This window comes from Sphingomonas sp. CFBP 13733, from assembly GCF_014841795.1.
GTDB lineage: Bacteria > Pseudomonadota > Alphaproteobacteria > Sphingomonadales > Sphingomonadaceae > Sphingomonas > Sphingomonas aerolata.
Map to the genome: position 1 here is coordinate 17,527 of NZ_JACYUP010000016.1, position 12,390 is coordinate 29,916.

Annotated in this window: 10 protein-coding genes; 9 read left to right on the forward strand and 1 reads right to left on the reverse strand. The window is 61.6% G+C overall.

Going from position 1 to position 12,390, the window contains the following annotated elements:
- Positions 1-36 precede the first annotated feature (36 nt).
- The 3 genes from IFT71_RS20645 (at position 37) to IFT71_RS20655 (ending at position 4,001) form a co-directional block, all read left to right on the forward strand.
- Positions 37-1,446: a purine-cytosine permease family protein gene (locus tag IFT71_RS20645; RefSeq protein ID WP_192143315.1), complete on the forward strand. Its 1,410-nt coding sequence runs from the start codon at positions 37-39 to the stop codon at positions 1,444-1,446.
- Positions 1,447-1,496: 50 nt separating this feature from the next.
- On the forward strand, positions 1,497-2,639 hold the full coding sequence (ribB, locus tag IFT71_RS20650; protein ID WP_192143305.1) for a 3,4-dihydroxy-2-butanone-4-phosphate synthase: 1,143 nt from the start codon (positions 1,497-1,499) through the stop codon (positions 2,637-2,639).
- 63 nt (positions 2,640-2,702) lie between these two features.
- Positions 2,703-4,001: a hypothetical protein gene (locus tag IFT71_RS20655; RefSeq protein WP_197976261.1), complete on the forward strand. Its 1,299-nt coding sequence runs from the start codon at positions 2,703-2,705 to the stop codon at positions 3,999-4,001.
- Positions 4,002-4,242: 241 nt separating this feature from the next.
- Here IFT71_RS20655 and IFT71_RS20660 read toward each other — a convergent pair whose 3' ends face one another.
- Positions 4,243-5,601: a serine hydrolase gene (locus IFT71_RS20660; RefSeq protein WP_192143307.1), complete on the reverse strand. Its 1,359-nt coding sequence runs from the start codon at positions 5,599-5,601 to the stop codon at positions 4,243-4,245.
- A gap of 490 nt (positions 5,602-6,091) precedes the next feature.
- On the opposite strand from IFT71_RS20660, the gene IFT71_RS20665 reads away from it, so the two are divergent.
- From IFT71_RS20665 to IFT71_RS20690, 6 genes are all read left to right on the forward strand, one after another.
- Positions 6,092-6,298, forward strand: a complete 207-nt coding sequence (locus IFT71_RS20665) for a ParD-like family protein (RefSeq protein ID WP_183935792.1) — start codon at positions 6,092-6,094, stop codon at positions 6,296-6,298.
- 1 nt (position 6,299) lies between these two features.
- Positions 6,300-7,079 carry a type I methionyl aminopeptidase gene (gene map, locus IFT71_RS20670; RefSeq protein ID WP_192071826.1) on the forward strand — a complete coding sequence of 260 codons (780 nt, stop codon included), beginning with the start codon at positions 6,300-6,302 and terminating at the stop codon, positions 7,077-7,079.
- 493 nt (positions 7,080-7,572) lie between these two features.
- Positions 7,573-9,729 carry a TonB-dependent siderophore receptor gene (locus IFT71_RS20675; RefSeq protein ID WP_244655093.1) on the forward strand — a complete coding sequence of 719 codons (2,157 nt, stop codon included), beginning with the start codon at positions 7,573-7,575 and terminating at the stop codon, positions 9,727-9,729.
- Entirely contained in the window at positions 9,726-10,040 is a 315-nt protein-coding gene (locus IFT71_RS20680; protein ID WP_056677997.1) for a hypothetical protein, read from the forward strand. Before IFT71_RS20675 ends, IFT71_RS20680 begins: the two co-directional genes overlap by 4 nt.
- The gene (locus IFT71_RS20685; RefSeq protein ID WP_192143311.1) at positions 10,037-11,641 is read left to right on the forward strand and encodes a PepSY-associated TM helix domain-containing protein; all 1,605 of its coding nucleotides are present in this window, start codon (positions 10,037-10,039) and stop codon (positions 11,639-11,641) included. Before IFT71_RS20680 ends, IFT71_RS20685 begins: the two co-directional genes overlap by 4 nt.
- The gene (locus tag IFT71_RS20690; protein WP_192143313.1) at positions 11,638-11,997 is read left to right on the forward strand and encodes a DUF3325 domain-containing protein; all 360 of its coding nucleotides are present in this window, start codon (positions 11,638-11,640) and stop codon (positions 11,995-11,997) included. The genes IFT71_RS20685 and IFT71_RS20690 overlap by 4 nt, the downstream gene beginning before the upstream one ends.
- Positions 11,998-12,390 lie beyond the last annotated feature (393 nt).

Consider the following 12,390-nt stretch of genomic DNA (forward strand, 5'->3'; position numbering starts at 1 on the left):
ATGGTATACCAAGAATCATAAGAGGACTTGCTGACCATGGCAACCCCAGGAGAGGCGCCAACCGCCATCGAGGCCAACAGCATCGGCTTCGTCCCGCTGGCTGAGAGGCATGGCCGCGTGCGTGATCTGTTCACGCTGTGGTTCACGACGAACATTGCGCCGCTGCCGGTCGTGACCGGCGCTATGGCCATCCAGGTTTTTGGCCTGTCGCTGGGATGGAGCATTTCAGCAATCATCCTTGGCCATCTGGTCGGCGCGTTGGTGCTGGCCGCCTGTTCGGCACAGGGCCCTCAGATGGGCTTGGCGCAGATGATCCAGAGTCGCGGTCAGTTCGGACGCTATGGTGCCCTGCTGGTCGTGACGTTTGCGACCCTATTGTATGTCGGCTTCTTCACCTCCAACATCGTGCTGGCGGCGAAATCGGTACATGCGCTCGTGCCCGGGATCGGACTGCCGGTTGGAGCAATACTGTGTGCCGCCGCAGCGGCCGGCATCGGTATTCTTGGCTACAACGTCATTCACCTGCTCAACCGGGTCGGCATATGGTTCATGGGTCTCGGCCTTCTGTATGCCGCCTTCAGGCTCGCCGATGGTCTTTCGGCAGAGATCGTGTGGCGGGGAGGCTTCACGATGGTGGGCTGGTTCGCGATGTTCTCGCTCGGCGCTGTTTGGCACATCTCCTACGCCTGCTACACATCGGACTATTCGCGGTATCTTCCGCCCAGCGTAGGCATTCGGGGACCGTTCCTCGCCAGCTTCGCCGGTGCAGCGCTCGGCGCCGCAGCGTCGTTCATTCTCGGTGCTATGGCCGTGGCGGGTGCCCCTGTCGGTGCCGACCCGATGACCCAGGTGAGCGGTGCCGTCGGCGCGCTCGCACCGATCCTGATGCTCCTCTTCATCTTCAACATCGTCAGCCACAACGCGCTAAACATCTACGGTGCCGTCCTGTCGCTCATCACGATGGCGCAGACGTTCTTGGCGTCGTGGATGCCGGGTCGGAGGGCACGCATCGTCTTGTCGGTACTGGTTCTGGGTGCCTGTCTCGTCGTCGCGACGACGTCGGCGGACACGTTCGTGCCCCGCTTCATTGGCTTCGTCATCGGTCTGATGGTCGTGCTGGCGCCTTGGGCGACAATCAACATCATCGACTTCTACGTCGTTCGAAAGGGCAAGTATGACATCGCCTCGTTCTTCGAAGCTGATGGCGGGGTCTATGGACGGCTGAACACGAAGGCCGCGATCGCCTATCTCGCTGGCATCGCGGTACAGCTGCCTTTCCTGACCTCCAGCCTGTATACCGGACCCTTCGCCTCTGCGATCGGCGGACTGGACATCGGCTGGCTCGTCGCGCCGATCGTCACCGGCGCGCTCTATCTGGGTCTTGGTGCCGGCAACACGCAACGTCGCGTCAACATCGCAGCGCATGCTGAAGCCACCGTACGATGACATCGATCACGACCGCCATTGCCACTGACAATTTCAGCAGGAGGGAAACCATGGTTCCTGACACGATGATCCGCGCACGTCCGAACTTCCTGTCTTCGCCCGAGGAAATCATCGAGGAGGCACGCAACGGCCGAATGTTCATTCTCGTCGATGACGAAGATCGCGAAAACGAAGGCGACCTCGTCATTCCAGCGCAGATGGCGACGCCGGAAAAGATCAACTTCATGGCCACCTACGGTCGTGGCCTGATCTGCCTGGCCATGACGAACGACCGGGTCGATCAGCTTGGCCTCAAGCCGATGGCGCAAAAGAACGGCACGCGTCACAAAACGGCCTTCACGACCTCGGTAGAAGCCCGTGTGGGAGTCACTACGGGCATATCCGCCAATGACCGGGCACGCACGATCGCCGTGGCGATCGACTCTGCCAACGGTCCGAGCGAAATCGTCACGCCAGGTCATGTCTTTCCGCTGATCGCACGCGACGGTGGGGTTTTGGTCCGCGCTGGCCACACCGAGGCTGCGGTCGACGTCTCCAGATTGGCCGGGCTCAATCCGTCAGGCGTGATCTGCGAGATCATGAACGACGACGGCACGATGGCCCGACTGAGCGACCTGATCGGTTTCTCCCAGCTTCATAACCTCAAGGTCGGCACGATCCGCGACCTGATCGCCTATCGCCGTCGTCACGACCATCTGGTCGAGAAATGCACCGAGGTGAGGTTCAACAGCCGGTGGGGCGGAGAATGGCGGGCGATCACCTATCGCAACCGTGCGACCGGTACCGAACAGATCGCGTTGGTGAAAGGCGTGCTCGATCCCGAACAGCCGACACTGGTTCGGATGCATGCGATATCGGCGCTTACCGACATCTTTGCGGGCGATGGCCAGGGGATGGATGTGCTCGAGCGCTCGATGCGGATGATTGCGGAAGAGGGGGCGGGCGTCGTGATCGCGATCAACCGGCAGCGTGACGATCGTTTCTCGATGGCGCTGAAAGCACGAGCAGGCACCTTGTCGCCATCGGACATGGAGGAACTTCGTGATTACGGGGTGGGCGCGATGATCCTGACGGAACTCGGCGTCGAGCGGATGATCCTGCTGACGAACACGCACCGCACGCTGGTCGCGCTGTCCGGCTACGGACTGTCGGTAGTCGGCGAACGCAATCTGGTCGCAGCGCCAACCGACTAGCGGCCATGCACAACTGATATTCAAACGAAACAACGCGGAGGCTACTTCCGCGAAGGAGAGCGCATGCCTTGGACAACGCCGGTTCCGATCGTCATCGAACAGCAGTGCGTGCCGGGTGCCGCCTGTCCGGATGGGGCAGCTTCGCCCACCGGCAATGCCGATGCGGAAGGAGAGGTAACCCTTCCAAATATCCCTGCTACGAAGCCGGACGTGGCACCGATAGAATCGTCAAAGAAGGGACTGAAGGTAGGGGCCACGTTACGGGGACGGTATGATCTACGCTTCAACGACGTGTCCGGAAGCGGCGCGAAACGCACCTCGAGCCACCTCTCGTTCGATACCCTTGCACTGACGGCGGACTATACGTCCGACCGGTTCTTTGGCGCGGCGCAGTACAGATTCTATGGTGGCAACTTCATCTACGGAAAATCGGCCGGCTACCGGGAGTATCCGGGAGAGGTGCGCTTCCTGATGTACGCTTATGGTGGGGCCAGGCTCACCGAGTCCGACAGCATCACCGCAGGTATTCAACCGGTTCCTTTCGACGATCGATACTGGGGATCGTCGATACTCGACGACCTTGCGTTCGTTTACGGCTTTGAGGAGACCTATAATCTCGGTGTCAAGTTCCGCCACGAGACGCCGCGGTATCGTGTGGAGGTCGGGTTCTTCCCTTCCAGCGGGCCTGCCGGTGGCGGCATCAGTTCGGACTCGTCCCGCTACTCCACGAACATTTCCAAAGCCGACAGCTACGTGCCGGACGGTTCGCGTAACGACGAACGCAACATGCTGATCGGCAACGTCAGCTACACACTTGCGGCTACGAAGACCGTGAAGCTCAGTGCCACCATTTCCGGATGGCTGTCGACAATCCATAACTTTGATACGCGTGCTGACGGTAGTAAGCGCATCTTTGCGGCAAGCCTTACCGGTAGTAAAGGGCCTTGGCATGCAAAGACACTCGTAGCGAGGCAGGACATTGATCCGCGGAATCCGGGTCGTAATGACATGATCACCGTTGGAGGCTTCGACGCCTCCTATAACATCGCGACGAAAGGCACATATGTATTTGGCGAGTTGGGTCGATCCATCGACACCGGAAGCTTGCCGTTCAATGTTACGCCCTACGTCAACTACGGTCGCTTTTTTAAAGATGCAGCTGGCTTCAAGGATAGCGAGCGGCTCGATATCGGGGCGGTCTGGTCGTCCAAGAAGTCTCAGCGCATCAAGGTCTATTCTGAATTTCTGATTGGCCGAAATGACCCTTACGTTGGGGCGGGGCAGTTCATATCTGGCGCGGCTCAGGGTGGTGACGGTCGCCTGAAGAAATCGATCTTGGTGATTTTCGGATACTCGATCTAGCTCGGGCTACTCTAGCCGCGCTTTATGGCTGCCATTTGGATGGATCTCCTACGCTTCGAAAGAAGATGAACGGGCGTCCAGTTATGGGAAGTTGATCTTGAGCGCTGAACGTCGGCTTGTGGGTCGTGGGGGGCAATAGGGCAGGGCGGCCCCCTTTGACCAAACCCGATGATGCCCGGAGCAGGATCCGTGTCGAGAAGGAATTGTCCAGCTCAACGTTCCCAATAGGGAAGGTCAAAATTCAGGGTTTGGCATCCGTTTCTCGCGCGAACGGCCAGTCGAAAGATCCCATAACGAGCCGCCCAGTGGCCTTAGGCTCACCGCCCTTCATACGCAGCACCAAGTCGGTTGAAAGGACGAAGTAGCTGTCCGGTGCCGAGGCATAGAGAGGTTCGCTGACACCCTCCTTGAGTGAGATAGCCAAGCCCGTACCGTTCGCGGTGATCGAAAAGGAGCCGAGATCGGGAACGGTGTAGGTTCCGATCAGACGAGCGCGGATGTCGGCCGGGATCGGCACGCTCGCGCGCTCGATGCTGTGGTAGCTCGGCCAGCCGTAGGCGGCGGCCACGCTGCGGGTAATTTCCGATCCAATCTCGCCTCCCTGGGCACCGTTCGTCATGACCGCCACCCCGTCGCCCGACCCCGTATAGGCGACCACGAAGTTCTCATATCCCTCGTTGCTGCCGCCATGCGCGAAGGCGCGATCGGCAGGGGTCGGGTGGACTTCAAGGCCGAGGCCCCACTCCCCCTTGCCGGGCGTCAGCATTGCTGTTGCTAGCGATTGATCGAGAATGCTGCCCTTCTCACCGCGCGCACTGTCTCGCACGGCGATAGTGAAACGCAGCAAATCACTTGGCGTGCTCCACAGACCAGCGGCGGCCAATTCCGGATAAGTGTATGGGCCGCGGGGTACGGGCTTGCCCGACCCGTCATGCGGCCATGCGGCGGTCGCCAGCGAAGCGGCGTCGAGCGGCTGGGCAAAGCTGCTGCGCGTCATGCCGGCGGGCTGAAGCACCTCGTCTTGGAGAACCTCGGCGAATGGTCTGCCCGTCACATCGCCGATCAGCTTCTGAATAACCGTGTAGCCACCGCCGGAGTAGCGCCACATCGTCCCGGGTTTTGTATCCACGACAACCGGTTTGGTGTTTGCGGGGGCATGGCCGGCAAGCACGTCGTCGACGCTCGGTACCGCGACCCCGGCAGCGTAGCCGGGGAAGCCATGCACCGTGGTTCCCGCCGTATGCGACAGCAATTCGCGCAGCGTGACCTGTTCACCGGGCCGCGTCGGCAGCTTCCATCTTTTGAGGTGCGCGTTAACATCTTCGTCCAGCGTCAAGCGGTGCTGCTGGACGAGGCGCAACGCAGCGAGCGCCGTGATCGGTTTGCTGATCGAGCCAGCCTGGAACAGCGTAGATGGCGTTACGGCTGAGCCACCTACTCGCGTGATCCCGTATCCCTTAGACCATTCTACGGCACCGCCATGCAGAACGGCAACGCTGACCCCAGGCACATTCAGACGTCGCATCTCCGCTTCGATCGTGCGGCGCGGTGCCGGTGCACCCGCCAGCACAACAGCCGACGTCAGCCCCTGCTCGACCACAGCGATTTTAGATGGCGTGGGAGCAGCCTCTTTGGCTGCTGCGGGAATGGCAGCAGGGCCATCATGTACGCCACTCGAACGAACTTGCTCATAGCCTCACCACCAAGTGTATTACATTGGCAATACGCATGATGCTATCCCGTAGCAAGTGTCCTCCGAGTGTTTTGGTTTCTTTTGAATGGTTTCCTGCGCCGAGATTCATTCTGCCATCCTCTTTGAGAAGGCTGGCATGGCAGCAGGCAGGGCCGACGCTTAGTACTTCCTACGCAGCCAACATGAATGAATGGCAGAAGGTGGTGGGCCGAAAAGAGGCGGCAAATGACCAGGTTTGGGTCTGGCCGGAAGCCGTGGAGCACGGGCACGTCCCCCAGAACTTGTCATCTTTTCTAGCCAACCGCAGCCCTAACTCAGTCGTTCGTTCATCACGCCCAATTGACCATGCAGCATACGATACGCATATGCTTCGTATGGTCGGTGTGAAGGAGCGGTTATGGGCATTGTGAAGATTGACGGCGCGCTACACGAAGAAGCTCGCAAGGCCAGCGCCGTGATGTGCCGCTCCATCAATGCGCAGGCTGAGTTCTGGATGAAGATCGGTATGCTTGCCGAAACGAACCCGACCCTGTCGTTTAACGAACTCGTCAAGGCACAGTTGGCCACCGTTCATGTTCACCTGATCGAAGCGGAAGCTGCCTGACATGGTGAAGACCTCTGACGAACTTGCGCTCATGCGCGTCTCCGGCAAACTGCTAGCCTCGGTCTTCGAGATGCTCGACGGGCAGGACCTGGACGGAATGTCGACGCTGCAGATCAACGATCTAGTCGAGGACTTCATCACCGTTGAGCTCGCGGCACGCCCCGCGAGCAAAGGGCAGTACGGCTTCAAGTTCGTCCTGAACTGTTCGATCAATCATGTCGTTTGCCACGGCGTGCCGAAGGACGACGAGATCGTTCGCGACGGGGACATCATCAATCTCGACATCACACTGGAGAAGAACGGCTTCATCGCGGACTCGAGCAAGACGTATATGGTTGGCGACGCGCCGCCCGCTGCGAAGCGGCTGGTACGCGTTGCGCAGGAAGCAATGTGGAAGGGCATCGGCCAGGTTCGACCCGGCGCTCATACTGGCGACATCGGCTTTGCAATCGAGCGTCACGCCAAAAAGCATGGCTACTCGGTCGTGCGCGAATTTTGCGGGCACGGCATCGGTCGCGAGATGCACGAGGAGCCGCAAGTCATGAATTTCGGGCGTCCGGGAACGGGGGTGCGGCTGCGCGAAGGCATGGTTTTCACGATCGAACCCATGGTCAACCAAGGCACCCGGAAGGTCTCTACTCAGGAAGACGGGTGGACGGTCGTGACCAACGATCAAAAGCTGTCGGCCCAATTCGAGCATACGGTTGCGGTTACTAAGGATGGGGTTGAGGTTCTGACGCTTCGGCAAGACGAGAGGCCGATGGCAGCGGGCGTGGCTTGACCCCGGAACGTCTGCTTTTGCTGCTGTCTTCCCAAGTGTGGCCAGACCCCATCTCTCCCTTTTTCAGGACGTGCAGACAGCTGATCCCGTCGCGGAAAGCTGCCGTCTAACGAGATGAACAAGTGGCAGAAGTTGGGAGACTGCGATGGCCTCTCGAACGTCCGGAACTGGGTCTAGCTGCTCTCCAATGCGTATCAAGATAGCTGGGCGGTGATGCCCACGCTGCACAATACATCACGCCACGGGCGTCCAGTCGCACCCATCGTACGACACTCATCCCTTCCTAATTATGACAAAACCGTTAGATTGATAGTGACTCGCAACAGCAATTCGCATAGAGGCCTCCCGTCAACGGGGGGTCGGTATGAGTTTTTCGAGTGTATTGCTGGCGAGCGCAGCGTTTGTCGGGACACCTTTGCCAGCTCCAGCTGAGGAGCCAACGACCGTAGAAACGTCCACCGGATCGGACGATGCGCAGAAGTCCGAGGAAATCATGGTCATCGGCAAAAGCTATGGTCGTGCGGTCGGCAAGACCCTGACGCCGCTCAAGGACACGCCGAACACCATTACCGTGATCGATCGCGATCAGATCGAGGCGCAGAACCTGTTCACGCTGGAAGACGCTCTGACCGCGACCAATGGCATCACCGTCAATGGCGTCGGCAGCGAGGATCCTTCGTTCTTTTCGCGCGGGTTCGCGATCACCAATTACCTGATTGACGGCGTCCCGAGTTTTGCGTTCAACTTCCCGTCCGCCGTGCCGGACCTGTTCTTCTACGATCGGCTGGAAGTGTTGCGCGGCCCAGCTGGCCTGTTCAGCGGGTCGGGCAATCCGGCGGGCAGCATCAACATGGTGCGCAAGCGACCGCTCGACGGGTTCAGGATGCAGGCGAGTGCGGGCGCCGGTAGCTATGACAATCTCCGGTTCGAGCTCGACGTCTCGACGCCAATCGGCACCAAGGCGGGCTTGCGGTTCGGCGCGATGGCACAGGACCAGGATCAGTTCTTCGCCACCGCGCACCGCAACCGCATCGGCGGGTTCGCGGTCGGGTCGCTGGAAATCGGCGATCGCACCACGCTTACCGTCGGCGGCTATTACGACCGCTTCCGCCCGGCGGTGCAGTCGGGCCTGCCCGGCATCATTGGCGGCGTTGACGGCAGCGACGGGCGGCTGCTCGACGTGAAGCGGTCGACCTATCTCGGCGCCGACTGGAACCGGTTCAACGCCGAGACCTGGACCGGGTTCGCCGAACTCGCGCACAGGATCAGCGATCGCTGGACGTTGCGCGCGACCGGCCTGTTCACCGACGTCGATCGCGTCGACATCTACAGCTATATCGGCAACCAGCCGGTCACCGCGACCAATGGTTCGACCAGCCACATCGCTTATCGCGGCGACAGCAAGCAGCAGACGCGCTCGTTCGACTTCAACGGCATCGGCAGCTTCCCGCTGTTCGGGCGCGACCAGACGCTGATCCTCGGCACCGATTATCAGGCAAGTTCGGGCACGTCGTATTTCACGCGGTTGTCCAATTATGCGCGGATCGACGTGTACAACCCGGTGTCGCCGTTCGAGCCGCCCCTGAACCCGTATGGCGCCTCGCCCTATTATCCGGTGCAGGGGACGGGAGCGACCTGTCCCAGTTCCAGCACCACGATCACACCCGCGCCCACCAATTGCGTGCTGCAGGTCTATGGCGGTTCCTCGACCGACGTCGAGCAGTACGGCATCTACGGGCAGATGCGGCTGAGCCCGCTCGCCGGCCTGACGCTCATCGGTGGCGGGCGCGTGACATGGTGGGATACCACGACGACCACGTTGCTGACACCAAGCGGTGTCTTGCCGCCGTCGACCCGCTATGGGATCGACAACCGCTTCACGCCCTATGCGGGTATTGTCTGGGACGTAACGTCGCAGCTCAATCTCTATGCGAGCTATGCCGACAGCTTCACGCCGCAGGCGGCACCGGTCGGCCGGGCACGTCCCGACGGGCAGCAGATCGAGCCGCTGGTCGGCGCGCAATATGAGGCGGGCACCAAGCTTTCGCTGATGAACGATCGCCTGCTGCTGTCCGCGGCGGCGTATGAGATCACACAGACCAACCGGTTGTTCAACGATCCCGACATTCAGACCGTCGTGCTTCAGACCGGCAAGGTCCGCTCGCGCGGTATCGAGGCGGAGGCGACCGGCGAGATCCTACCCGGCTGGTGGATCAACGGCGGCTATACCTACACCAAGACCAAGTATCTGGAAGACCAGACCACTGAGTTCGAGGGGCTGCCACTGGTGCCGATCGTGCCGAAGCACATGGTTAAGGCGTTCACCAACTACGCCCCGGTCGATGGGCCACTGGCAGGCGCGAGCCTTGGCGGCAGCGTGACGTTGTTCAGTTCGACCTATGGCGGCAATGCGGCGGTGTTCAACGCTGACGGTACGCTGCGCACCCGGTCCACCATCGTCCGCCAGCCAAGCTATGCGGTGCTCGACCTGCGCGCAGGCTATAAGTTCAACGAGCGGGTGGGTGTCTCGGTCAACGTCGCGAACGTACTCGACAAGAGCTATTACGCGCGCATCGCCGCCACCGGTCGCGGCAACTACTACGGCAGCCCGCGCACCGCGTTCGCGACACTTCGGTACAGCTTCGAATGACGGCGGGCGATGCGCATGCCCGTGCGCGCTGGGCGCGGCGCGGCGACATCGCGCTGCGCGTCGTCGCCTCCGTGCCGCTTGCTTATGCAACTGCGAGCCTGTGGGCGATGGCGCTTGCGCGGCTGCTGCCGGGGGATCGTGCCGAGGCGACCGTCACTGCCGCGCTGATCGCGCTCGCCTTGTGCGCGCTTGCGGCGATGTGGGCGTTCGCGGCCCGTAGCGGCTGGCGCGCGATCTGGACACTCGGCCTCGCAGCGGCAGTTGCGGCCGCAATCACGTGGATATCGATCGACGCGACGGGGCGGGTATGAGCAAGGGCTTCCGTCAGTCGCAGGCGTTCCTGCACACCTGGTCCGGATTGCTGCTCGGCTGGATCCTGTTCCTCGTCTTTGTCGCCGGCACGATCGCGTTCTGGCGCGAGGGTCTGAACCGCTGGATGCGGCCCGAGATCGCGCGCGTCGAACAGCCGATGCGCGTGCTGGCAGGGTCGCAAGCGTTCCTTGCTCGCAAAGCGCCCGATGCGAAGAGCTGGATCATCCCGGTAGCGACGGAACGATCGCCCGGTGCGCAGGTCTTCTGGGTGCCGCAGCCGAAGCCCGGCGAAGAGCATGGCAGGCGGGGCAGGCGGGGCAGGCGAGGGCGCGGCGACACGCAGGCGCTGATCGGCGCCGACGGACAGGTCGCGCAGGCGCGCGAGACGCGGGGCGGGGATTTCTTTTACCGCTTCCACTTCGATCTCCATTACATGCCGGTGATCTGGGCACGGTGGCTGGTCGGATTCGCAACTATGATGATGCTGGTCGCGATCGTCAGCGGGATCGTCGCGCACAAGAAGATCTTCAAAGACTTCTTCACGCTGCGACGTGCCAAGGGCCAGCGATCCTGGCTCGACGGTCACAATGCGACCGCGGTGCTGGCGCTGCCGTTCCACCTGATGATCACCTATACCGGGCTGGTCACGTTGATGACGCTGCTGATGCCGTGGGCGGTCGTCGCCAATTATAATGATCAGAATACCCTGTTCGCCGCGCTGTTCCCGGCCGCCAACGTGGTCGAGCGGACCGGCCGTCCCACGCCGTTGATCGATCTGCGACGGATCGCGACCGACGCCGAACGCCGACTCGGCGCGCCCGCCAGTTTCATCGAGGTCAGCGATCCCGGCGACGCCGCTGCACGGGTCACGATCAGCCAGAGCGCCAATTCGATGCTGTCCTCGCGGACGCCGCGACTGACCTATGACGGCGTGACCGGGCGCCTCGTGTGGCGCTCGCCGCCACCGGGTGTGGCGGCCGAGACTGCCGGTGCGATGATCGGGCTTCATGCCGGACGGTTTGCGGGTAACGGAGGGCGCTGGCTTTATTTCCTGTGCGGGATCGCGGGCACGCTGATGGTCGCGAGCGGTCTCGTGCTATGGACCGTCAAACGTCGCGAGCGCCTGCCCGATCCGACCCGGCCGCATCTCGGGTTCCGCCTCGTCGAGCGGCTCAATGTCGCGGTGATCGGCGGTCTCCCGCTCGGGATCACGTGCTTCTTCTGGGCCAACCGCCTACTCCCGGTAGCACTTCGCGGACGCGCCGATTGGGAGATGCACATGCTGTTCATCGCCTGGGCTGCCGCGGCGCTGATGGCCTTCGTCGTCAGGCCGGCGTGCGTTTGGCCTTCGCTATTCGCGGTGACCGGCGTGCTGCTCGTCGCGTTGCCAATGTACGACGTCGTCGCGACCGATCGCGGGCTGTTCGCGTCGCTGGCGATAGGCGACCTGATGATCGCCGGCATCGATGCGGCGATCTTGGTCTTCGGAATAGCGTTTCTGCTGCTTGCCCGCCGCGTCGCGCAACATCGCCCCGTTGCAAAGCGCGTTCGCAGGGCTAGAACCGCCACCGCCTCTAAGGTTCCGAAGCCCGCCGAATGAGCATCCTGTCACTCCTGCTCGCCAGCGCCGCGTTCCTCCTGCTTGGCCTGGCGACCGAGGCGCATCATCGCCGTCGGTTCGGGGCATGTCCGCAGGCAGCGCGGTGTAAAATGTTGCGGACCGGCGGCTGGCTTTCGCTGGTTGTAAGCGTCGCGCCCGCGCTTCTTGCCCGAGGATGGATCTTCGGGCCGATCCTATGGGCAGGCGCGATCATGGCCGGCGCCGGGATCGCCTTCCTCGCGCTCAACTTCGTTCCCGCTCGTGCGATGCGCGATCCGGAAATCCCTAGCCCATCGGTGAGCGCTTCCAGCCGCCTGTGTAACGGATTGGCCTGCAGGTGCGGCGCATCGATCTGATGAATGATTGGCCGATATTGGGTAGCCGACAAGAGCCTACGAATGTCGGCTTGTGGATCGTGGGAGCCACAGTCATGCCGGAGATGTGATAGTCGAAAGCACCAGCTCAGCTCAAATTGACGTCTGATCGCGCCCACATCCGAACGTTAGAGGTAGGACTGCGAAGCCATTCCATAAAAGCGACTTTTCATTCCGATCGCTTTAGTTCGTTGCCAAACCGACCCCCGGCAGCGGCTTCTCCCACTTGTCTTCTGTCGGCCAGCTACCTGCCGGTCCCTGCCAGTTGGTGGCATACATGGCAGTCACCGGTACTTCCTCACCGTCTAGGGTCAGGACCCATTGATGTGAGAGGCGCGATCTGATTCATGCTCCGTGAGGAGAGCGTGGATGAGC

What these genes read in the sequence shown, in the direction of transcription:
- map (WP_192071826.1), top strand. Translation starts at nt 6,300, where the DNA reads ATGGTGAAGACCTCTGACGAACTTGCGCTCATGCGCGTCTCCGGCAAA.
- IFT71_RS20690 (WP_192143313.1), top strand. Translation starts at nt 11,638, where the DNA reads ATGAGCATCCTGTCACTCCTGCTCGCCAGCGCCGCGTTCCTCCTGCTT.
- IFT71_RS20685 (WP_192143311.1), top strand. Translation starts at nt 10,037, where the DNA reads ATGAGCAAGGGCTTCCGTCAGTCGCAGGCGTTCCTGCACACCTGGTCC.
- ribB (WP_192143305.1), top strand. Translation starts at nt 1,497, where the DNA reads ATGGTTCCTGACACGATGATCCGCGCACGTCCGAACTTCCTGTCTTCG.
- IFT71_RS20645 (WP_192143315.1), top strand. Translation starts at nt 37, where the DNA reads ATGGCAACCCCAGGAGAGGCGCCAACCGCCATCGAGGCCAACAGCATC.
- IFT71_RS20655 (WP_197976261.1), top strand. Translation starts at nt 2,703, where the DNA reads ATGCCTTGGACAACGCCGGTTCCGATCGTCATCGAACAGCAGTGCGTG.
- IFT71_RS20675 (WP_244655093.1), top strand. Translation starts at nt 7,573, where the DNA reads ATGGTCATCGGCAAAAGCTATGGTCGTGCGGTCGGCAAGACCCTGACG.
- IFT71_RS20665 (WP_183935792.1), top strand. Translation starts at nt 6,092, where the DNA reads ATGGGCATTGTGAAGATTGACGGCGCGCTACACGAAGAAGCTCGCAAG.
- IFT71_RS20680 (WP_056677997.1), top strand. Translation starts at nt 9,726, where the DNA reads ATGACGGCGGGCGATGCGCATGCCCGTGCGCGCTGGGCGCGGCGCGGC.